The organism is Alistipes shahii WAL 8301, from assembly GCF_025145845.1.
In the GTDB taxonomy this organism is placed as follows: Bacteria; Bacteroidota; Bacteroidia; order Bacteroidales; family Rikenellaceae; genus Alistipes; species Alistipes shahii.
The window spans coordinates 318,978-341,911 of sequence record NZ_CP102253.1 but is presented as its reverse complement, the minus strand read 5'-3'; the positions used below and the strand labels follow the sequence as shown (position 1 = coordinate 341,911).

The 22,934-nt window shown below is 49.8% G+C and carries 18 protein-coding genes, 1 tRNA gene and 1 pseudogene; 12 read left to right on the top strand and 8 right to left on the bottom strand.

The genetic code is table 11. From position 1 onward, the window contains the following. Positions 1-163: 163 nt before the first annotated feature. Positions 164-1,789, bottom strand: coding sequence for a tetratricopeptide repeat protein (locus tag NQ492_RS01460; RefSeq protein ID WP_009598569.1), 1,626 nt, complete (start codon positions 1,787-1,789; stop codon positions 164-166). A gap of 987 nt (positions 1,790-2,776) precedes the next feature. On the opposite strand from NQ492_RS01460, the pseudogene mobC reads away from it, so the two are divergent. From mobC to NQ492_RS01405, 11 genes and pseudogenes are all read left to right on the top strand, one after another. Then, positions 2,777-4,795 (top strand): annotated as a pseudogene (mobC, locus tag NQ492_RS01455) (conjugal transfer protein MobC). 102 nt (positions 4,796-4,897) lie between these two features. Next, entirely contained in the window at positions 4,898-6,253 is a 1,356-nt protein-coding gene (locus NQ492_RS01450; RefSeq protein ID WP_015546639.1) for a DUF4099 domain-containing protein, read from the top strand. Between the two features lie 4 nt (positions 6,254-6,257). Then, positions 6,258-6,500, top strand: coding sequence for a DUF4099 domain-containing protein (locus NQ492_RS01445; RefSeq protein WP_015546638.1), 243 nt, complete (start codon positions 6,258-6,260; stop codon positions 6,498-6,500). Positions 6,501-6,657: 157 nt separating this feature from the next. Continuing rightward, on the top strand, positions 6,658-7,680 hold the full coding sequence (locus NQ492_RS01440) for a fimbrial protein (RefSeq protein ID WP_015546637.1): 1,023 nt from the start codon (positions 6,658-6,660) through the stop codon (positions 7,678-7,680). A 62-nt stretch (positions 7,681-7,742) separates the two neighbouring features. Then, on the top strand, positions 7,743-10,322 hold the full coding sequence (locus tag NQ492_RS01435) for a DUF4906 domain-containing protein (protein ID WP_015546636.1): 2,580 nt from the start codon (positions 7,743-7,745) through the stop codon (positions 10,320-10,322). Positions 10,323-10,342: 20 nt separating this feature from the next. Beyond that, positions 10,343-10,918, top strand: coding sequence for a DUF3575 domain-containing protein (locus NQ492_RS01430; RefSeq protein ID WP_259873585.1), 576 nt, complete (start codon positions 10,343-10,345; stop codon positions 10,916-10,918). Between the two features lie 136 nt (positions 10,919-11,054). Next, positions 11,055-11,969: a transposase gene (locus tag NQ492_RS01425; protein ID WP_259872901.1), complete on the top strand. Its 915-nt coding sequence runs from the start codon at positions 11,055-11,057 to the stop codon at positions 11,967-11,969. A 26-nt stretch (positions 11,970-11,995) separates the two neighbouring features. After that, complete coding sequence (locus NQ492_RS01420) at positions 11,996-13,825, top strand: DUF4906 domain-containing protein (RefSeq protein ID WP_015546635.1); 1,830 nt, start codon at positions 11,996-11,998, stop codon at positions 13,823-13,825. A gap of 15 nt (positions 13,826-13,840) precedes the next feature. Then, positions 13,841-15,472, top strand: a complete 1,632-nt coding sequence (locus NQ492_RS01415) for a hypothetical protein (protein WP_015546634.1) — start codon at positions 13,841-13,843, stop codon at positions 15,470-15,472. A 144-nt stretch (positions 15,473-15,616) separates the two neighbouring features. Next, positions 15,617-16,357 carry a radical SAM protein gene (locus NQ492_RS01410; RefSeq protein WP_227042201.1) on the top strand — a complete coding sequence of 247 codons (741 nt, stop codon included), beginning with the start codon at positions 15,617-15,619 and terminating at the stop codon, positions 16,355-16,357. Between the two features lie 4 nt (positions 16,358-16,361). After that, positions 16,362-16,526: a hypothetical protein gene (locus NQ492_RS01405; RefSeq protein WP_009598549.1), complete on the top strand. Its 165-nt coding sequence runs from the start codon at positions 16,362-16,364 to the stop codon at positions 16,524-16,526. A gap of 34 nt (positions 16,527-16,560) precedes the next feature. Here NQ492_RS01405 and NQ492_RS01400 read toward each other — a convergent pair whose 3' ends face one another. Further along, on the bottom strand, positions 16,561-17,181 hold the full coding sequence (locus tag NQ492_RS01400; RefSeq protein ID WP_009598546.1) for a hypothetical protein: 621 nt from the start codon (positions 17,179-17,181) through the stop codon (positions 16,561-16,563). A 60-nt stretch (positions 17,182-17,241) separates the two neighbouring features. Then, positions 17,242-18,000, bottom strand: a complete 759-nt coding sequence (locus NQ492_RS01395) for a DUF2971 domain-containing protein (RefSeq protein WP_227042200.1) — start codon at positions 17,998-18,000, stop codon at positions 17,242-17,244. 96 nt (positions 18,001-18,096) lie between these two features. Here NQ492_RS01395 and NQ492_RS01390 point away from each other — a divergent pair, with 96 nt between their 5' ends. Then, positions 18,097-18,963 carry a hypothetical protein gene (locus NQ492_RS01390; protein WP_014776102.1) on the top strand — a complete coding sequence of 289 codons (867 nt, stop codon included), beginning with the start codon at positions 18,097-18,099 and terminating at the stop codon, positions 18,961-18,963. A 9-nt stretch (positions 18,964-18,972) separates the two neighbouring features. On the opposite strand, the gene NQ492_RS01385 is transcribed toward NQ492_RS01390, so the two are convergent. From NQ492_RS01385 to NQ492_RS01365, 5 genes are all read right to left on the bottom strand, one after another. Continuing rightward, a complete protein-coding gene (locus tag NQ492_RS01385; RefSeq protein WP_009598553.1) occupies positions 18,973-20,241 on the bottom strand; it encodes a Y-family DNA polymerase in 1,269 nt (422 codons plus the stop codon). After that, positions 20,241-20,681: a LexA family protein gene (locus NQ492_RS01380; protein WP_009598571.1), complete on the bottom strand. Its 441-nt coding sequence runs from the start codon at positions 20,679-20,681 to the stop codon at positions 20,241-20,243. Before NQ492_RS01380 ends, NQ492_RS01385 begins: the two co-directional genes overlap by 1 nt. A 101-nt stretch (positions 20,682-20,782) precedes the next feature. Continuing rightward, positions 20,783-21,322, bottom strand: a complete 540-nt coding sequence (locus tag NQ492_RS01375; RefSeq protein WP_015546632.1) for an ORF6N domain-containing protein — start codon at positions 21,320-21,322, stop codon at positions 20,783-20,785. An 11-nt stretch (positions 21,323-21,333) separates the two neighbouring features. After that, entirely contained in the window at positions 21,334-22,548 is a 1,215-nt protein-coding gene (locus NQ492_RS01370; RefSeq protein WP_009598544.1) for a site-specific integrase, read from the bottom strand. Between the two features lie 288 nt (positions 22,549-22,836). Next, positions 22,837-22,909: transfer RNA gene (locus NQ492_RS01365), tRNA-Lys, on the bottom strand. Positions 22,910-22,934: the final 25 nt, after the last annotated feature.

The window sequence follows — 22,934 nt, the reverse complement described above, 5'->3', positions numbered from 1 at the left end:
ACCGCAAAGTGATTTCGACTGAAAAACAAACAGTTACGCACACAAAAAAGCCCGAAAATTTTTCAGTTTTCGGGCTTTGCTTTAACGCATTTTAAATCAGCACATTAGCGGTAAATCTTTGATTTAAACAAGTCTGATTGCTAAAGTATTAGTTCTCTGGTATTTACGAAATAATATTGAGAATCGCATTTTTTGTTGTGATACTCGAAGCCATTATTTTCTTTTTCAAATGGAACTTCCGCATGTATATTGTTTTTAGCGTTTCATTGGTAATGACGCTTATTTGTTGCGGTGAAAATCCGGCATAGAGCAGGCAAAGCAATTCCACGAAACATGGCTTGATTTTCGGATATTCGGACTTGAAATTAGAAATCACATTATCGTATTGTTGATTCAGGGTATTCTCTAAATCCGACATTATCGTTTTATCCAAAATCTTTTCGGATAAAATGCCTTTGACTTTCTTGGTAAGAGCCGGGGAATTTTCAAACTCATAATAGGTCTTTGCAAGTTCTTTCAGGACTTGAAAGCGCGTATTAAGCAGTTCACTAATTTTTGCGGCATCGGGTATTTGCAATTTGGTCTTATTCAGTTCTTCAATCAGCGTCAGATATTCCTCAATTCTTTGTTTCTGCATCTTATTTCTGCGGCGGAAGATATAAATAATGCCGCAGATCGCTATGACTGATACCAAAGCGATAATATAAATTACATTTTGTCTTACGCTGGAGCGGTAGCGTTCAAATTCCAAACGCTCGTTTTTATATCGCAGTTCGGTTTCTGCCGCAGAATTATTCATATAGCTTAAATGTATCGAATCACATAAAGCAAGACACTCCTTTTGCATCGAGTAGGCCGCTCGGTAATCTGCATTCATCGTATAGGTTTCGGCAAGGAGAATTTTAGCTGCCGCATCGTTTTCGCGCGGCCCACCAATATTGGCTGAAATCGCTGCGTTCAAATAATATTCGGCGCTGTCCGGTTTATTGATACGCAAATAATATTCTCCCAAAACACAGTAATCATTCGGCGATAAATCATCCGACAACTGGAGAAAACGACCTACATAATTGTAGGTTTCGTTGGTTACGCCTTTGTTCGAAAGAATCCCGATTAGGCAACGCAGGCAGTACACCTGAAAATCCTCATACCCGAATTGTTCGGATAGATTCAATGCTTCCCGATAATCCCGGAGCGCGTTATCGTTATCGTTCTCCATGTAGTAAACAGCGGCAATGGCAGTTTTAGCGCTGACTTGGTGTTTGGTCTTATTTGCGGCCTGATAGTTTTCGTAGGCTTCTTGGTAATAAAACAAAGCCCTTTGATAATTATTCTGCTTCAAATTCAGTTCTCCTAACACGAAGTTACACACTCCGATCAGGTAAGGATCATCTATTAGGTCCTGATACTCCAGCGCTTTAAGATACGATTCGGTTGCTTTCTGATAATTATTTGCGCTGTATTCCATGCGTCCCAGACAATACCAAGAAAGGAACTTTTGCCGATTCGTGCCTTTCCGCAGAAAATAGTTTACGGCAGGACGAAGCATCGAATCGGAATCTATGGTTTGCCCTGTTTTATCCAACGCCAGCGAATAAAGAAGCCCGTAATGCGCTTTTGTCGATTTTTTGCAAATACTGCCGGGAGCAATAGCTTGCAAGGAGCGTAACACGCTGTCCGGATAATCGTTAATTATTTCCTCCGTTCGATTCAGTTCTTCGGATATGTGTTTGCTTTCGGAACACGAATACAAGCATAGAAAGACACAAACATAAATAAATATTTTCATAATCAGCCCACAATAATATTACCCAATATACGAAAAAATAGCGATTCAACCTGCATTTGGTAAAGCTGACATGACATAATTCGTTACATTTGCTATGAGGACTAATTCGGGAGGATCATACAATTCAAAAGGGTCTGCGCATTGCGCGCAGGCCCTTTTCACTCTCTCTTACACTTAAAATCTTCAAAGAAAAAACTCCAAAAACAATCACCTCACAAAGATATGATGCCTACATCTTTGCTTTTGCACTTGCGTTATTCTTCTAACGAATTGAACAAACCTTTATATAACTTGAATCATTGCAAATATAGCTTTTCAGTTCTATAAATCAAACAATTAGCCATAATTATTATTTATCGGAAGCAACACCCGGATCACCCATGCGAATAACGTTTAATTTGCACCGATAACGATATAATTCATAATAATTTAACGGTCATTCTTCGTATTAGGGCAAGAAAAGAAAAACGCGGGGAACGGCGAAAGGAATCAGGCACGGCAAAGAGCCACGAAACAGACAGCCGAACCCCGCGCCGTAAAAGCACGAAGTTCGACCTGTCCCGCCTGTTTCTCAATCAAATTTTTGCCGTTTCGATTCCTTACTGAACAGGCCGCGAGTATGTGGGCGTACCCTTGTTGCAATGACAAAGGTAGCAAAATATCTTAAAAATGTACGGGGAACAATCTGCGGCAGTCAGGTCGTGGAAAACCCGGAAACAGTCAGACCGAACCCCGCACAAACGATGTACGAAGTTCAGCCGTCCCGCCTGCTTCCCATTCAAATTTCCACGTTTGACTGCCGGGAACAGGCTATGATGAATATTCAGGCATGCACCTTTCGAATATTCGCCTACAAAGGTATAGATTTTTTCCGATTCCAGACATATCCCGTAGCCAATTAGGGCGAACGAGGGCGAACGGCAGCCTACAACGTCGGGAATTGTCGCGTCCGACTTACTTTTGCCGCCGAAACCAAAAACTATATTTATGCAACAAGAAGATGATTTGAGGGCGCTGGCAAAGATTGTCGCGTTCATTTTGGCCGTAGGCATTATCTGCAATGTTACCAACATTTATTGGTTCTGTTACGAATGACTGGCCGACAACGGCTGAACATTCGGGATTATCGACCGTATTCTGCATGGATTCCAGCAGACGACGGGATTCTATTCCTCACCCCTCTACTCAAAACTGTTCGCCTTTCTGCTGCTCCTGATCGCCTGTCTGGGTTCACGGGGCGTTAAATCGCAGAAAATCGGCTGGCCGCATATCATCACGGCGGGCTTCGCTGGCTTCTTCCTCTACTTTTTCAACGATTGGCTTTTGCATATACACGCAATGCCCGGCGTGCGCGTGGCATGGTACACCGGAACTCTGTTCGCGGGTTATCTGCTCATGCTTACGGCCGGAATATGGATATGGCGGCTTCTGCGGCACGACCTCTTGGACGACGTTTTCAACGACGAAAACGAATCCTTTATGCAGGAAACACGCCTGCTTTCGGACGAATATTCGGTGAACCTGCCGACGCTGTTCCGTTATCGGGGACAAAATTTTCGCGGCTGGGTGAATATCGCGGTTTTTCGTAGCTGCATGGTGGTCGGCTCACCGGGCAGCGGAAAATCATTCACCGTAATCAATAATTACATCAAACAACTCATCGAGAAAGGATATAGTCTGTATCTCTATGATTTCAAATATCCGGATTTGAGTATGCTGGCTTACAACCACCTGCTGCGTTTCACGCACAAGTACGAAGTAAAGCCGCAGTTCTGCGTGATAAACTTCGACGATCCCCGCCACTCGCACCGCTGCAATCCCATCAATGCCGATTTTCTGACCGACATTGCGGATGCCTATGAAGCTGCTTACGTCATAATGATCGGTCTGAACCGTTCGTGGGCACAGAAGCAGGGCGATTTTTTCGTCGAATCACCCGTCGTGCTGCTCACGGCGATTATCTGGTTTCTGCGTATCTATCAGAACGGGAAATACTGCACCTTCCCCCACGCAATCGAACTGCTGAACAAGAAATACGAGGAGGTTTTCACCATCCTCATGGCCCGGCCCGAACTGGAAAACTATTTGAGTGCGTTCGTCGATGCTTGGCAGGGCGGCGCACAGGAGCAGTTACAGGGACAAATCGCGTCCGCGAAGATCCCGCTGTCACGGATTATCTCGCCCGCGCTCTACTGGGTCATGTCGGGCGACGACTTTTCCCTCGACCTGAACAATCCCCAAGCCCCGAAAATCCTTTGCGTGGGCAGCAACCCCGACCGCCAGAATATCTATTCGGCGGCATTGAGCCTTTACAACTCGCGCATCGTGAAAACCATAAACCGCAAGGGAAAACTCAAATGCGGCGTCGTGATCGACGAGCTGCCGACCATTTTCTTCAAAGGTCTGGACAACCTCATAGCCACGGCCCGAAGCAACCGCGTAGCCGTATGTCTGGGGATGCAGGACTTTTCCCAACTTACACGCGATTACGGCGAACACGAAAGCAAAGTCATACAGAATATCGTAGGAAACGTTATTGCCGGGCAGGTCGTAGGCGACACGGCCCGCATCCTCTCCGAACGCTTCGGAAAAATCGTGCAGCAGCGGCAGTCGCTCAATATCAGCCGTGAAGATAAATCCACGGGGATAAACACCCAGCTTGACAGCGTGATCCCCGCGTCGAAAATCAGCAATCTTTCGCAGGGCGTGTTCGTCGGAGCCGTGGCCGACAACTTCGGGGACAATATTCCGCAGAAAATGTTTCACGCCCAGATTGTCGTCGATGTCGAAAAGGTCAAAGCCGAAGAAAAACAGTATCGTCCGATTCCCGTGCTCTCCGACTTCACCGACGAAAACGGCAAGGACCGAATGGCCGAGGTTATCGAAGCCAACTACTACCGCATAAAGCAGGAAGCGGCCCAGATCGTAGAGGACGAACTGCGACGCATAGCCGACGACCCGAAGCTAAAACACCTGTTTAAAGGCAACGAAACCGTAGCCAATTAGGGCGAACGAGGGCGAACGAGGGCGTAAAGAGTATCTTTTTGATGATGGCGGCTATACATTCGCAGAGCAAACAGTTTCACATAATAACTTAAAATTCAAATTATGGCAGAAGAACAACAACAGTCGCCCGGTGCTGCGCAGCAGCCCAACGACAATTCACTCAACGAGCCGAGTATCGGCATGATGTACGACAAGGACAAAGACCAGGCAAAGGTCTTTTCCCAGAATCCCGACGGGAGTATCGGTACGGTGGACCCGACCCCGGAAAATGAAAGCCTGTTTTTTGTCATGGACAAGAACATTCCGCTGAACTTCTACAAGAATTTGCAGAAGTATCACAACAACCCCACCATCAACGTTTACGTTCTCCCGCGGCGTGCGCTCGGACGCATGAAAGATGCGCTGAAACGGTATTGGAAAAATACCACCCGCGACGACGTGAAGCTCTATTACAACTACAAGATACACCCGGACGGAAAATTCGAGTGCAAGATGAAAACCCGCGGCATCCCCGTTGCCGAAATGCCGTGGGACACGCTCAACCGTATGGGGTACAGCTTCGGCGGGCTGGAAAAGATGAACTATCTCCAAAAGTTGCAGAATTACGAACAAACGGGGATGCACAAGCTCAAATACCATGACGATATAATCAACTATATCGGCGAGGGTAAAATCCGGCTCAAAAAGAGCGGCAACGGCTACAAAGTCGATGTGAAAAGCTATGCCCGGATTCTCGACGAGGGACTTTTCAATCAGAAATTCACCGAAACGGATATGAAGAACCTCGAAATGTACGGAAACCTCGGCCGCGTGCTGGAAACGTCCGAGGGTCCTCTGCTCGTGTCGCGGGACTTCGATACGCGGCAGTTGGATTACACGAACGCTGAAAATGCTTTTGTTCCCCGATACCTGCGCGGCACGGAACTCACACAGGAGGACATCAACAGCTTCCGTCGCGGTGAAGTGCGCGAAATAGCGATTGTAAACAGGGACGGCAGCGTGAACATCGTGCCCTACCAGTACAACGCCGTTTTCCGCAAACCTATGGAGGTATTGACCATTGAGCAGCGGAATGCGCTGGCAACCAAACTGCGCGAGCAGCGCGACATGGAGCGTATCATTTCCTCGATGCCCGAAACCGCCGACGGGCGGACCCAATACCCGCAGACACCCAAGCAATCGGCAGAACAGACCGCCGAGACCGCCGGACAGGTACAAGCATCCGCAGCCGTGCCGGAGCAGAACCAGCAGGGGCAGGCCGCCGAAACGGCCGGGCAGGGGCAGGCTCCCGCACCTGACCTTTTCGGAGCAGGCAAAACCACGCAAGGCAAAACCCCGGTGCAGGGCCAGACATCCCCGCAAGGTCAGAAACAGCCGGGAGCCGGGCAGAAATCACCGCGTCCGGAAGTAGCGACGCCCGCTCCCAAAGCACAGCGGAAAACAGGTCAACACGTTTAGCGCTATGGAAAGATTCGATGAATCGGCTATCGACTGGGTAGCTGCCGCCAAGCGCGGCATAAGTCGCCGGATGCTCAAAGAATACGGTTTTCTGGAATTGCTGCTGGAGGGCGGCACGACACCCGTAATTCCCCTGACGTTAACCCTCGCGGACGTGACTATAAAACTGGACGCCACGCTTCGACTGACCGAGGACTGCGACAAAAACGTGCGTTTCGAAGTCCTCGGTTACGGCTGGGAAGAATAACCCCCTAAATCCTAAAATATGCGAAAGTGACGATTTTCGCCCGGAGAGCACCGAGGGTGCGGACCGGGACAGGACGGCGCGGCCCTGCCGCAGACAACAAACATAGTATCAAAACTTTAATTTACAGCAACTTACATTTAAATTACACCGACTTAACATGAAAAAGATTCTTTTCGCGGCCTTTGCCGCACTTTCGATGATCGCCTGCAACAAAGACGACGCAACGACTATCATTCCCGACATCGACCACACCCCCGACGGCGCAATCGTCGCCATGAGGTTCACCGACGAAACCCCGACCCGTGCGTTCTTTGCCGAAGCCGCGGCCGCCGAAGCGTGGGAGAAATCCCTTTCCTCGCTCTCCGTGTACGTGTTCAACGCCAAAGGCGACCTTATCACCCTGCGCGACTTCACCGCTTCGGAACTCACGGCCCGCACCGCGACGTTCGCCCTGCCGCACGCCACAGCCGGAACGACCTGCGACTTCTACGCCGTAGCCAACATGTCCCTGTCGAGCGTCACCACGAAATCCGCGCTGCTGGCAAAGTTGGAAACATCCGCCGCAGACTATAACGGCACATTCGCAGAGGTGAGCACCCAAGCCAAGCGCAGCGGCGGCTTCGTAATGACGGCTGGAGTGAGCAAGGCCATCGCCGAGGGCGGCACGACATCCGTAGCCCTGACACTCAAACGCACCGTCGCCAAAATCGCCGTGCAGACCTCCGTCGATGCGTCGTTCAATAGCAAGTATTCCGGAACGCTGACCGTAACGGGAACGAAGCTGCTGCGTGCCGCCAGCCAGACGCCGATCATCGTCCCGGCCACACCGACGCCCGGAGCCATGACCTACACCCATACGCAGGCCCCGGCAACGGCATCCGGCAAGTATAACAACCTTTTCTACATCTTCGAAAACGGAGCTTTGGCCGAAGCGAGCCGCGTCGCGCTGGAGATCACCGCGACCTATGACGCCGACGGGAACGCTTCGACAACGGCCGACCGCATGGAAGTCATCTACACCGTTCCCCTCACGGGCAAGGCCGGGGGTGAAATCGCCCGCAACGGCTACTACCGTGTGGCCGCCAACATTACGGGTCTCGTGGGGCAGGATTGCCAAGTCAGCGTGTCGGTCGCCGAGTGGGAAACACCCGTAACGCAGTCGGTCGATCTGGGCGCATAAACAACCTATTCATTAACCGCCGCCCGCACCTTTCGGGGCGCGGGCGGTTATCATAAATCCCGATGAAACAAACCATATTCATTTTGCTCGCCCTCGCTCTTTGCTGGGGCTGCATTACCGACCGCGAACCGATCGCACGGTCGAAAGTGGCCGTAGAACTGACCGTCAGGTCCGCCCCCATGACAACGACGACCCGCGCGACCGACGAAACGACGATCCGCGACCTGAATTTCTACCTCATGGACAAAGCGGGCCGCGTAGTGGTATTCCGCTATCTCACCACGACGACGCTGCACTTCGAATGTCCTCCGGGCGTCTACCTGATGCGCATTGCCGCCAACGTCGGCCGCAGTCTGGGTGAAAGTGCCGACCTTTCCCGATACATGGTAACATACCAGCAGGATTATGACACACTACCGATGTTTTACGAACAGGAAACGACGATCTCATGTTCGTCCGGCGGCGTAGTGCAGTTACCGCCGATAAACGTTAAACGCTTCGTGTCGAAAATCTCCTACAACCTCACCGCAAAACCTGCCGACATGGAACTCAAATCCGTGCAACTGCTCACCGTTCCCAGCACCGCGGCGCTCTTTGCAGGGGACGGCCCGGCATCCGGCAATCCCGACGACTACACCCACGGCCCGGAAATGCTCCTGACGGGACGGCAGGCCGCAGGCAGCTATTACATGCTGCCCAATCTTCAAGGCGTGAGGACCTCGATCACCGACCAGAAGCAGAAGAATGCCGACAATGCGCCCCCTTGTGCATCGTGGCTGCTTATCCGCGCCACGCGGGGCAGTAAGGTGCTGGCCTACTCGGTCTATCTGGGCGAAAACAATACGTCCGATTTCAACGTCCGGGCCAACTGCCATTACAGGCTCAATATAACCCTGCTGAACGACAACACCGCAGACACCCGAATCGCGGCATATACGGCTGCCGTGTACGACGATTTCGACGACGGCAATATCGGCGGCTACAGCGTGTACGACCCGGATTACAGCCTGCATGTCGATATGGTGAACGAAAACAGCTCGCTCGCTATCAGCGGGCGGCTGGAGGTGACACAAGGCGACAGCGACTATTTCGAATTTGACCGTACCGACTGCAATAACAGCTTCGACTTTGAAATCTATAACCCCAAAGGAGGTAATTACTTTTACCTCGATTACGGCCCGTCCGTTTTCACCAAAGACAATTCAACGCTGGCCTACCGCGTAACGCTGACCGACGAATACGGATTCGCACAGTCTTACGATTTCAAACATACGATGGCAAATATAGTTTACGCCCATACTTCCGCAGGCGGGAGCGTCACGGCAGACAGGTGCCTATATACCCAAACTGCGAACGAGGGCGGCGGCAAGCGCACCGCAGCGTTATGCCACGAGGACGGATGCCGACTGACCGCCGCAGCGACGGGGTCCTATGCTTTCGTGGGCTGGTACGCCGACGCCGCATATTCCCGGCTCCTTTCATCGTCGGAGAGCTACAATTATGTCCCCCGCGATTCGCATGCCGACATATATGCCCGTTTTCGGGTCATGGAAACACCCCTCGACAGTAAGGGAACGGCGAACTGCTACATAGCCCCGGCCCTCGACACCCGCTATTCGTTCGATGCGACGGTGCAGGGCAACGGCAAGAATACGACGAATATCTGGCCGCAGCAGCTTCACGGAGTTGCCGCCCGCGTGCTTTGGGAATCGGGGACATTGAGCGAAACGGTTGTCAAAGATGCGGCATACTCAAACGGCCGTATATCCTTTTCGACGGGAGCCGTGCGGGGCAACGCCGTGATCGGGTTGTTCGACGCTGCGGGAAACTGCATCTGGTCGTGGCATATCTGGTCGGTCGATTACGACCCGGCAACCACGGCGCAGACCTATTCATCCGGAGCCGTCTTTATGGACCGCAATATCGGAGCACTCACCACCGACTGCACGCAGCCCTCATCGCGTGGGCTTTACTACCAATGGGGCCGCAAAGACCCTTTCCTCTACCCGGCAACTTGTCAGGATATAGTCACACGCGCCGATGCGGTTTATGCCGAGGGATTCGAATACGCTGTCAGCTATCCCCGAAACGCCGGGACTGAAAGCCCTTATGACAACATGACCGTGGAGTGGTCGATTGCTCACCCGACAACCTTTATGAGCGATGCCCTGTACGAAGATTGGGAAGAGTGGACATCAGTAGCCGATTGGCTTTATAATCATCATCCGAATCTTTGGGGGAACATCACGACAAGCAACAGCAATATCAGCAAGGTAAGCTACAAATCTATCTATGATCCGTGCCCCGTTGGTTGGAAAGTTCCCAGCCCTGAAGATTTTGTCGGAATCGAGCGGGTAAGTCAGTCGTCGCCCTATTATGTAACGATTCATTACAACGGTAATCGCACCACGAATATCCCGACTGGAGGGACTTTCGTTGAAACACGCTTTATGAATAACGGACAGCTCGGACGGCTTTATACCAATGCGCCCTACAATATGCACTGGGGAACGTGGGCTTGTCGATATGGCGATATTTCCTGCACCTCGATTTTTTTCTCGACGGGTTCCGTACCATCATTTATCGGCACAACAGATTATTACCGCTATGCCGCAAATCCTATCCGCTGTATTCGGGAGTAGGCTTCCAAAGAATTACAACCATGAAAAAAAGACACATCATCACCTTAATGCTCTGCCTACTGGCTTTGTGGGGCAAGCCCCATCGGGTCGCAGCGCAGTTTTTCAGCGCCAAAGTAAACGCGTTGGCCGCACTCACCGCAACGGTGAACGTAGGAGTGGATGCCGCCGTCGCGGACAAGTGGACGTTAGACCTTTCCGCCTACTGGAATCCCGTAAACTCCGATTCGTTCAGTTGTCGGCTGTATGCCGCGCAGATCGGCACGAAACGCTGGCTTTACGAAGCGTTCGTGGGCCATTTCATCGGCAGCCAGCTAACCTATGGAAATTACCTGTACGGCGGTTCCCGACGCTACTACAAAGGCGGAATGGCCGGGCTGGGATTCAGCTATGGTTATGCTTGGCTGCTCTCGAAGCGTTGGAACGTCACGGCCGAAATCGGCATCGGGGTCTTTTACATGAAAGACACCCGCCGCGACCGCATCCCGCCCGAATACGAATCCATCTTCATACACCACTACAAGCGGTGGGTTGTAGGCCCCTCGCGGGCAGAGATCAGTTTTAACTACTTATTCCAATCAGCAGTTGAACTGCTGTGATTTATAAGTTTAACTGAGGTCATTTAAGCCTCGGAATTAGTTGTAAATATTTGAAAATCAAGGGATGAAAATACTTGCAAAATCCTTGGAAATCAGTAACTTAAAGTAAAAAAAATACCCCTATTTTTTGCTTGTTATGATTCCCAAGGACAAAGAGTATAGACTAATAAAAATCTATATGTATATCTGCGATATGTACGAACAAAGCCTCAAATACCATTGCCAAAGATACAGCAATAATTCGAAACCGTTGTTCTCCGACGAGGAAATCCTCACGATTTATTTCTTTGTCGGTCATGAGCAGAAGTACACCCTCATCAAGGATATTCACAACTTCGCTAAAGAGTACTTGCGCGACTGGTTCCCGAACCTGGTGTCCTATCAGACATTCAATTACCGTCTCAACAGGATGGCCGGTGCTGTTAGGGAACTGTCCTCGCAGTTATTAAGGATGTTCAGGCCTTCTGACTGTCAGGATGATACCGTGATTGTTGACTCGATGCCGATAATCACATGCTGCGGAAGAAACCGTACAGGCAAGGTCGCCAGAGATATCGCAGACAAAGGATACTGTTCCACCAAGAACCTGTACTATCATGGACTAAAGCTTCACATGGTAGGATATCGCAGGAAAGGGCATCTTCCTCATCCGTGCCAGATAGCGCTCTCTCCTGCCTCCGAGAATGACCTGAAGGTCTTCCAGAGCGAATGCATGCCGGATCTTTTCAACAAGAAGATCTTCGCTGACAAGATATACCGAAGCAATGACTACTGGGAGCAGGAAAGACGCGATAAGGCCAATGAGTTCTACGCTCCCGTCAAGTCAATCAAAGGGGCTCCTGAAGAAGAGAAGCAGAGAAACAAGGCCGCTGATGACATTTATTCTCAAGCCGTTTCATCTGTCAGGGAACCCATTGAAGCGCTATTCAGTTGGCTGAACGAAAAAACAAATATTCAAAGAGCTTCAAAGTGCCGCTCTACTTGCGGACTGCTAATTCATACGATGGGAAAGGTAGCCATCGCATTTTTATATCTTATTTTCAACTACTGATTCAAATTACTTATTCTAAAAGCAGCATGAAAAAACTTATTTATACCGTCGTCTGCATGATGCTTTTTTGCTGCGCCTGCTCGGATGCGGACATAGAGCTTAATCCGGCGACGCAGGCCAAACAGCAGCTTGCAATGACATTCCGCTGCGGGGCCATGTCCCCGACACGCGCCGCGACGAACGACACCCGCATCGACGACATCAATCTGTACTTGTTCCCCGTAAACGGCGGTCAGGCCCGGCACGTCTATATTGCTCCGGTGCGCCCCGTCGTGCTGGAACTGCCCAAAGGCGACTATACGCTTTACGCCATTGCCAACCTCGGACACGACGCGGGCGAGCGGACGCAGGATTTCGTTCGCTCGCTGCGCGTCGAACGGGAGCCTGCGGCCCTCGCGGATGCTCCCTTTCCCATGTCCGCGCAGCAGGCCGTCACCGTGCGCGGCGACACGCAGATCGCCGTATCTTTGGTTCGCGCCGTGGCAAAGGTCAATTTCAGCTACACCGTGGCTGCTGATTTCGCAAAGTCTTTTCATGTGAAGTCCGTGCAGTTTCGCAGCGCACCCCGTTCGGCGGCTCTCTTTGACTTCAGCCGCGCCGAGAGCAGCGAAGCCGTTGCCGACATGCCGCCCGTAGAAACGTCGGCAACGGCCTATGCCGCGACCTGCTATTTATTGGAGAACAGGCAGGGAGAGGTTGCAGGCATCGGCTCCCAGCAGCAGAAAGATCAAACCCGCGCCCCGGAACATGCCACCTACATAGCCATAGCGGGCGAAGCCGACGGAACGCAGGTTGTGTACCGCATCTATCTCGGAGAAAACAACACGACGGATTTCAATGTCGGCCGCAACCGGGTTTACAACATCGACGCCCGCATCCTCGGTCTGAACACCGTGGACTGGCGGGTATCGACGGCAGAACTCACCGTCACGCCATTTGCCGAAAACCATGCACCGGGGGAACCTGCGACAACCGAACTGCGGCTTACATCCACGAACAACCCCGAAAATGTCTATTACTTGTCCTATCATATCGACGCCGGGACGGGGATAGTCGCCATCGACGGCGTGAATCGGAACCCCGGTACGCCTTATCCGTTCTTTTCGGGCAACGGAACAGTAACGGCCGGTATCAGCTATACGCAGGCAGAGCCGGGCGACGTGCGGCTCCGTCTGACGGTTACGGACAAATACGGATTCAGCATGGAGCGTGTGCTGACAACGGTATTCAAAAACCCGGAACTGACGATAACCTATGCCCAGCAGGGAAATGAACTGACGGTTTATGACCGGGCATATATCGACTATACCGTGTCACAACCCGGTTACTCCGGGAACTACACCGTAAAAGTGGAAGGTGTTCCGTCCGTGTACTATGGTCGTTATGGCTCCGACGTTCCCCTGACGACATTCACCCAATACGGGAACGGCACAAATACATTACGGGTGAAGCCAAATATGCTTGGGCCGAACCCGCTGAAAATAACCGTAACCGACACCGACGGCCACAGCGCGGAGATCATCACATCGGTAATGGGTATTAAGACCACCGCCGACCTCCAACCGACATTCAGCACATCGGGGGGCTTGCTCTATGTTACCGTGGAATCTTCGCAGCCCGTAGTGGACGACCTGACCGTGAAAGTGACGGCCAATGCCGACATATATTCTTTCGGTGGGGCCGTGACAAAAAAGCAGTATATCGTAACGGTGAAGATTGAAGCCGACCATACGACAGGAAAAGGGTCTGTATCATTGAGCGGGTTAGGGAGTTACGCCACGTTCACAGTAACGTCTTATTCCGCGGAATTTAAGCGCACATCGGATAACGGATTGGTCGAATATAAATTGCAGTAGAAAATGAAAAGGATAATGAAAACTATTGCCGTATGCTTGGCCGCGTTGCTTTGCGGCTGTTCGATAACCGGGCATCTGGAGCGTCGCCAATACTGCGCCGACGTGTTGCACGTCAGCCGCGAACAGCGCGAACGCGAGCAGCAGACCTACCAGCCGCCCGCCTTGAAGATCGAATGGGACAGCAACCGTTTCTACCTCGTGCCGACCGAAGTACAGGAGAACGGCGAACGTATAATGGCAATGCAGATTCAGCAGGTAACCATACGCGCCAAAGCCCGAACGCTTCCCGAACGGCTGGGAAAGGTCATAATCGACTTCGTGATCGACATGCCCCGGCAGTTGCAGGGCGCATGCCGGAGCGTCATCGTAACCCCCTATCTGCACAAGTACGGCGAAGCGCATGCTTTGCAGGACATCACCATTCGGGGCGGGCTGTTTTCACGGGTGCAGCAGCGCGACTACTGGCAGTTCGGCAAGTATGTCCGGGCTTTCGCACCCGACAGCAGCGCCGAAGCCCGCGCTTTCGCCCGCTTCGTGAAATATCCCTATCCGGAGGGCGTGCGGCTCGACAGCGTGGCGGCCCATCCCGGCCATATCTCGTACTACTATTCGCAGGAGGTCCCGACAGACGAAACGTCGAAAACGATGCTTGTAACCTTACAGGGCCGTGTCGTGGCCCTCGACGACAGCAGCTACACGCTGCCCCCGTCCGATACGCTGACCTATCACGTTTCGTCGATGCTCTCGTTCGTCGATACCACGACGCGCTACAAAATAAAGGTCATAAACAAGTACGCCACCGTGCAGGACCGCAACTACATTCAGTTTTTGGTGAACGACACCCGTGTACTCGACACCCTCGGCAGAAACACCGCACAGCTCGGTAAGATTCAGGCACGCATGGCCGGACTGATCGCCCAGCAGGAATTTTTCGTCGATAGCGTCGTCCTGACGGCCACGGCATCCCCGGAGGGCAGTTTTACCCGTAACCGTGCTTTGGCACAAGGCCGCGCCCATGCCCTCAAACGCTACCTGCAGGAGCGCATCGGCCCCGAAGTCGATACGCTCGTCCGGGTGCGGTGGGTGGCCGAGGACTGGCCCGAACTGGCGGCCCGCATCCGTGGTGACGAAAGCCTGCCGCACCGCGCCGAAATGCTGGAGTTGATCGCCGCCGAGAAAGACCCCGACCGACGGGAGCGGCTGATCCGCGAACGATACCCGGCGGATTATCGCTATCTTAAAGAAAGCGTCTATCCGTGGCTGCGGGCCGTGACATTGCGTTACGACCTGCGCAGGCAGGGAATGATAAAGGACACCATTCACACCCGCGAGGTCGATACGGCTTATATGCGGGGTGTGGACCTGCTGCAAAAGCGCAGGTATGCGAAAGCCCTTTACAACTTACTTGAATACCGCGACCGCAACACCGTCGTAACGCTCCTTTCGCTCGGCCATGACGCGCAGGCATTGGAAATCCTCGACGGGCTGGAGCAGTCCGCGACGACCGAATACCTCAAAGCCGTGGCGTGCTCCCGGCTCGGTCGCAAGGTAGAGGGCCGCGAACATTTCCTGACGGCCTGCGGCATGGACGAGCGGATGCAGTACCGCGGGAACCTCGACCCCGAAATAACCGAACTTTTAAAGTAATAAGCCATGAAGATAGGACTGGTAGACGTAGACGGCCACCACTTCCCGAACCTCGCCCTGATGAAACTTTCGGCATGACACAAAGCGCACGGCGACAGCGTGGAGTTTGCCGACCCCATGTTCGGGCAATACGACCGGGTGTATATGTCCAAAGTATTTACATTCACACCCGATTATCCGTACGGATTCCCCTGCGAGGTAATAAAGGGCGGAACTGGGTATCGGGACTATGCGACCGTGCTGCCCCCGGAGGTCGAACACACCTGCCCTGATTACGGGCTGTATAACTATCCTGCGGCAATAGGTTTTCTGACCCGCGGATGCGTGAATCGCTGCCCGTGGTGCGTGGTTCCCCGAAAAGAGGGCGCATTGCGGGGAAATGCTGACATAGAAGAATTTCTGGACGGACGCCGCAATGCCGTACTGCTCGACAACAACGTACTTGCGTCCGGGTGGGGACTGGAGCAGATCGAGAAGATTATCCGGTTAGGGGTGCGCGTAGACTTCAATCAGGGACTTGATGCCCGGCAGATCGCCCGGAATCCCCCAATCGCCGAACTGCTCTCGCGGGTGAAATGGATGCGTTATATCCGCATGGCTTACGACAGCACCGCCGTCCGCGACGATGTGCGCAAGGCCATAGAACGGCTGAAAAAATGCGGTATGAAGCCCGCAAAGATGTTTTTCTATGTGCTGGTCCGGGAGGTGGACGACGCGCTGGCCCGCATCGAAGAACTGGACGCGCTGGGATGTCAGCCCTTTGCACAGCCGTACCGCGATTTTGAGAATAAGATACGCCCGACACCCGAACAGCGGCGACTGGCCCGCTGGTGCAACCATAAACCGACGTTTCACACCGTGAACTACAAAAACTACAAAGAATAACGCTATGAAAAGGAAATCATTCGTAAGCATTTTAATCGTGCTGCTGGCCCTGTTCAGCCTGACCCGCTGCAAGCTGGCAGAGGTCGAAACAATCGACGAAATACCGTGCCCCGGAGTGGGAATAGACACGGTGATAATCCCCGGCTGGGACAATCAGCCTGATGACTAAAACAAATGTCCAGCCTTTCAGGGCTGGACATTTGTTATTTGAACGGATTAAGTTTTGCATCGTGTGCTTTTTTTTCGATCAAATTCTGCCTTTCTTTTTCGAGAATTGATAACACATTTGGCTTGATGTTGGCATTGCGTTTTTTGCATTCCTCTTTTAAGAGGTTAATTCTTGTTTTGACTTCTGAAACAAGAAATTTAATATCCTCTTTTACTCGTTCTTTCCATTCATCGCTTAGTGGGATGCGTGTATATTCTGTTATAATGGTTAAGGTTAATCCATTTGCATTTGCACTTCCCTTTATAGGAGCATAGTGTGTATCGGTAGGAGTATTGAAAAAGAAAGTATAATCACCTTGGATTTTGAATTTATAATCGACTGCGACAAAATCATAAAACTCATGGATTGCACCAATTCGTAATTCTGGTCGTAACGCTTCTCGCGAAATGGGCATAAGATAACTAATTGGCTCAACATCTTCTGTTGTAAACTCCGTGTCGCAGATAATGCTATATTGTTGTTCTATTCTGTCCGCGATCTTTTGCAAGTCGCAATTTAATAGCTCATTATCTGTTATTTTGTTAAGTTCGGATGCGATTTTCTTATCGCTTTCATCGAATCGGGTTTGAATGGGAGTATTGTTGAAGAGATACATAATAGGAATGGGTTAGTGTTTCACAAATGTATGAATAATTATTTTTTAAGCTAAAAAGTTTTATTGATTGTTGTGAGAGTATAATTTCTCTGCATATAATCCATAGGTATGTGATTGTTGTCTGAATTTATATACATCAAATTTCTTTTCTTTTGCTATATTGATTATAGTATCTATGTTACCGTCAAATTTGCATCCTAAATACACTCTATTAATCAAGTTACGCATTTGTAATTTTACCGGTTCGTCTAAATTCAGATAGGGATTAGGAGTTTGCCGCAGTATCAGACGATACTCCTTTTCATGTTCCCACCACTTCGCTTTTGTCGATAGAAAACCGTTGATTTCGTTCTGGGCTTTTTTGGATGGGGTGTTATCAATCCGGGGTGTCTGATAGTCAAATGGTACTATATTGATAAGATTTAAATCTGGAAGTTTATTTTTGTATACAACCTTTCTGAATGAGAGGTAACTATTGATTTTATCGTGAAAATGGTTAATTAAAGAGGTATAAATGTCTTTCATATTGACACCTATACACATGCCTTTGTGCTCGTTGTAATAACTCCACATCAAAAAGGTGGTAGCAGTTTCACTTAAACTACAAATTCCGAAATATTTGGTGAGTTCATTTAAGTCAAAGGACACACTAAATTCCGGGTATTTTCCCTGACATTCGTGCGAAAGGTAACAATCGTAAGGGTCATTCAGAAAGCCTGTTCGCCTGAACCATAATTCTTCTTTTTGCAGCATGGATAAACCACCAGTGGTATCAATGTACTTATATAGAATAGCAGGATGTTGGTCTTTATTGGTCATAGTAGATTCTTGCGCTTTAAATCGTTGATAAAGATACAAAAAAATGCCATTTACCATTAAGATATTTTCACTACCTTAATGGAAAATTTGAACGATATGTTTGACTTGAATAACCTTATCGGTCGTCTCCGGCGAATTGAAAATGATCCTGCAGCTCAATTCGAAGATATTGAAGATGCGTTTAATGATATGATAGGGCAGCCGATTGTTGCGCCAATTATAACCATGCCTGCCGGGATATTGGTATTACGCGCTCGTCAGGTAAAATCATTTAATGAAGTTCAGAGTGAAGAACAAATCAGCTATTTGCCGCAGCAACTTTGTGAAAAATTCGGACGGGCGAATATGCCGGATAATCCCTTATTCTATGGTGTTCTTGTAAATCGAGATAACGAAGAAGAAATCCCGCGTCTAACAAATAGTATTATACTGTCGCTATTTGAAGCCTGTCCCTTTTTTCGAGGACCGATGATAGATGAAGAATATCGTGCTGTTGTCGGATGTTGGGAATCATATAAACCACTTGACGGATTGACGATTATAAATCCAGATTTACGTGAAAACAGGTCCGGGATTAATCGTCAGGTAGCGAATGGACTTTCGAATTTCTTGGCAGAAATTGAAGAATTGCGTAGGGCTGGAGCGGATTTCTATTCTGATGACGAAATAATAAATTTTCAACGATATATGCACCATAAATTTACAGATAACGTTAATGCAGACAGAGAGTACTGGATTCCCGCAAAATTTACGTTTGATGTGTTAGTGCAACCCATTATTGACGGAATATTTTACGAGAGTTCACAAGGACGTGTAGACGATCGACTGAAGGATTGTATTAGTGTTGCGCTTAAACCGCAATCAGTAGATACGAAATTGCATTTTCTTGGGGTCTATGATGTTCTGATAAAAAATGATGGGGAGAAAGTTACGATTTCTGCACCTATATTTCGGAACCTTTAATTGTATAAATTACATGGCCTTTACCTGAATAATGTCGTCCCAACTGGTCGTATATCGTTGGGAAAGGTGTTCGCGGTTCATGCGGTAGGGCGGTGTCGCGCCCTGCGTGGCGAGGCTTATCTTGTTTCGGCCGTAGGTCTTGTTCAAGGCGTCCATGACCGCCATGATCCGCGTATGTTTGTCCCGGTCAATCGGGTCGAACATATTGATTTGTACTCCTTCGTTCGACCGAATATCCGAAAGAACCACGCCCGCACGTTTGTAGCCGTAGCCTTTGGAGTACAAGTCCCGCAGTATCTTGCCCGCATATTTTACCAATTCGATGGTGCTGTCTGTCGGGTTGGGCAGTTTCAGCAGCGCATTTTCATAGCTTTGCGGCTTGTCGGGGCGGTGGCGGTTCGTCAGGATGAACACCCGGATTTCCCCGCAGACGGATTGCTGCTTGCGCAGCTTTTCGGCGCTGGTGGCGGTGAAAAGCGCGATATTACGGTGCAGTTCGCCGTAATCGGAAACGTCGTTGTGAAATGTTCGGGAGGTGCGTATCTGCTGCTTGGGCTGCGGCATATCATCAAACCCTATACAAGCTTCGCCCCGCAGCTCTTTCCACATGCGCAGAGCCGTAATGCCGCCCATGTTCAGGCGCACCCACTCCGGGGATAACTGCGTGAAGTCGTATGCCGTGGCGACGTTCGCGGCCAGCAGCTTCTTTTCGAAGCGTCTCCCGATGCCCCATACGTCGCCGATAGGGAACCGCCGCAGTACTTTCTCTATATCTTCCGGGCGGTGCATGTAGCAGCAGCCCGCCAGCTTCGGATATTGCTTGCACAACTTACTGGCGATCTTCGCCAGCGTTTTGGTCGGAGCGATACCCAAGCTGATCGGGATGCCCGTATTCTTTTTCACTCGTTGCACGATCTCCAGCCCGAAGTCCCGCAGCGTGGCCGGGTCGATGCCCGTGAAATCCATGAAACTTTCGTCAATGGAATAGACCTCGGTAGCGGGGGAGTACGATTTAAGGGTATTCATAACCCGCGTACTCATATCCCCGTAGAGTTCCAGATTGGAAGAAAAGACAGCGACATTATTTTGCCGGAGAAATGCAGCCTGCTGAAAATAGGCATCGCCCATCTTCAAACCGAGCGCTTTTGCTTCATCGCTGCGGGCAATGATGCACCCGTCATTATTCGACAATACGACAACAGGCCGCCCGTTTAGATCGGGGGCGAACATTCGTTCGCAGGATGCGTAGAAATTATTGCAGTCCGCAAGGCCGTACATTATTTTTTGACTTTCTTTATTACATACCGGACAACGCCCCACACACGGAAGTCGCAGTCCGTAGTGACCTCGATAGGCTTGTACTTTTCATTGGCAGGGACAAGCCAAACCTGCGCCCCTTTAAACCGGATCGTTTTCAGCGTAAATTCCCCGTCGATAAAGGACACCACGACATCCCCATCGAGCGGATCGGCGGACTTATCGACCGCCAGCAAATCGCCCTCCTCGATATGCGCGTCTTTCATGCTGTCCCCGACAACACGTGCGAAAAATGTAGCGTTCGGATTCGGGGCTACCAATTTATTCAGATCAAGCGGTTGTTCGATGCTGTCGTCCGCAGGGGAGGGGAACCCTGCGTGTACGCCGCTATCCATCAGAGGAACCTCCAACGGTGCAGTAAGGTCCGGTTTAAACCATTCCAATCTTATGTTTTCATTCATAGTCGAAGCAAATGTATATAGATTTTATATTCTAAACAAGCCAGAATATAACGAAAAAAGCCGCCCTGAAATTGCAGGACGGCTATTCGTTTGAGTGTTTGCTATTTCGGTTTGCGGGTGATTGTATGCTTTACTTTCAGCACGACAAGGTTGCACTCGATTGTCGTTTCGGACTGCGTGGTTTCAAAAGCATCGTCCAGCAAATCGCTGATGATACGGCTGCCTTTCTCGGCAAGCCGCTCTTGCAGATGCGGGTCGTTAGGTTCTTGCAACGCCGACATCGTGCGAGACAGTTCTTTCACCTTTGCAAAGGTTTCGATAATTCCGATTGTCGTCTGTGTGGCAACAGGCGATTTCAGGATTGTCGCCAGCATATAAAGTCCCTTTTCGGTAAAGGCTTTGGGGGCATAGCGGACCTTTGCGGATTTTGTGGTCGAAATTTTCGACCGCAAATCTTCCCATTCTAACGGGGTAAGCTGGAGAATGTACCCGTCCGGGAATTTGTCGGGGTTGTTCTTGATCGCTTCGTTTACGCGCTTCGTTTCGACGCCGTAAAGGGCTGCTACGTCGCTGTCGAGAATCACCTGACGACCCTGAACAACGATGATTTTGTCTTTGATTGCTGTCTGAACTGCATCCATAATATAGTAGTTTATTGGTAAAGAGTTTGTAATGTTTGCGTTGCCGTGTTCAAAACATTAATGTCTTTGATGATCTTTTCGGGAAGAACGCGGGCGTAGTGCTGCGTCATTTTCATATTCGCATGTCCCATTGTCTTGGCGATGGTGGCAATAGGAACGCCGAAAGACATGGCGGTAGTGGCATAGGTATGCCGGGCCATGTGGAAAGTCATATTCTTTTTGATGCCGCAACTACTTGCAATTTGCTTCAAGTAGGCGTTTACGTGCTGATGCGGGGAACGAGGTAGTACGTAGCTGTCATTCTGATTCTCGTATTTCTTAATTATGGATTTCGCAATATCCATAACCGGGATGATCGACGGAATATTTGTTTTCTGACGGGTAATTTTAATCCACATATCCCCGTTTTCAGCAAGCGTAATGTTTTCACGTTTTAGGTTCATGGCATCGACAAAAGCTAAGCCCGTAAAACAGCTGAATACGAATAGGTCTTTTGTCGTTTCCAAACTTCGCAATGAAAATTTCTTTTGGATGATTAATTTAAGTTCATCGACCGTCAGGAAATTCGGGTCCACAGGGTCAAACTTAATTTTGTAATCGCTGAACGGGTCCTTTTTCAAAAGACCTTTCTTGATGCAGATTTTTGTAACATGTTTGAATACCTGCATGATTTTTTGAACTTGATTGTTTGAAACCTTATACGTAGTGAATAGATAGTCTGAAAAATCATCGACGAAAGAACCGTCGATCTCCGCGGCGTACATATCCGAACGGTGATGTTTTACCTTGATGAAATCCGCCACCCGGTTATATACAAGGGTAATACGTTTGTAGGTCGAAAGAGAACGGCATTTGCCGATCATATCCTTTTGATGTTGCTTGTACTCTTGGAAAACGCTTAATAGGGTAGTGCTGGAATCATCAATCCCTAAAAAAGCATTTTTAACTTGCTCGGCAGACAGCACAGGACCGCGCAGAAACATTTCCTGATAGGTAGTTCTGATTCTTGCTTCGATATTGCGCAGTTGGCTATTTAGGGAACTTGCTCCCTTTCCATTGATTTTCTTTGTTTTGCTGTCCCATTCCGTAGTTTGCGGGTCAATTTCCAACTGCGTGAAGAATTGTGTCGTCTGCTTATTGACAGTAATACGCCCCATAATGGGCAATAATCCGCTCTTTTTCTGTTGCTTTTTTACATAAAAAAGCACGCTAAATGTGTTTTTCATGGTTACTTTTTTTGGTTACAAAATTAGTCTAATTGTGCCTTAAAACTCTGACAATCAGCGGACAACTGACGGACTTTTCAAGGAATTCGTAACCAAAATCGGGGAAAATTCGTAACCAAAAATATTTTTGGGTTTTGGTTACGAATTAGTAACGATTTTTTGTCGCAGTTTGGCATTCTGCTGTCGTAACCGCAAAAGAAAAAAGCCTTATAGTAGACAACTATAAGGCTTTTACGTTGCTTTGGCCGTTGTTTGGCACTTATTTGTGCCGGCTTTTAGCATTTTCTGTACCCCCTCAGGGGCTCGAACCCTGGACCCCAACATTAAGAGTGTCGTGCTCTACCAACTGAGCTAAAGAGGCATCAATCATTATCTGATTGCGAGTG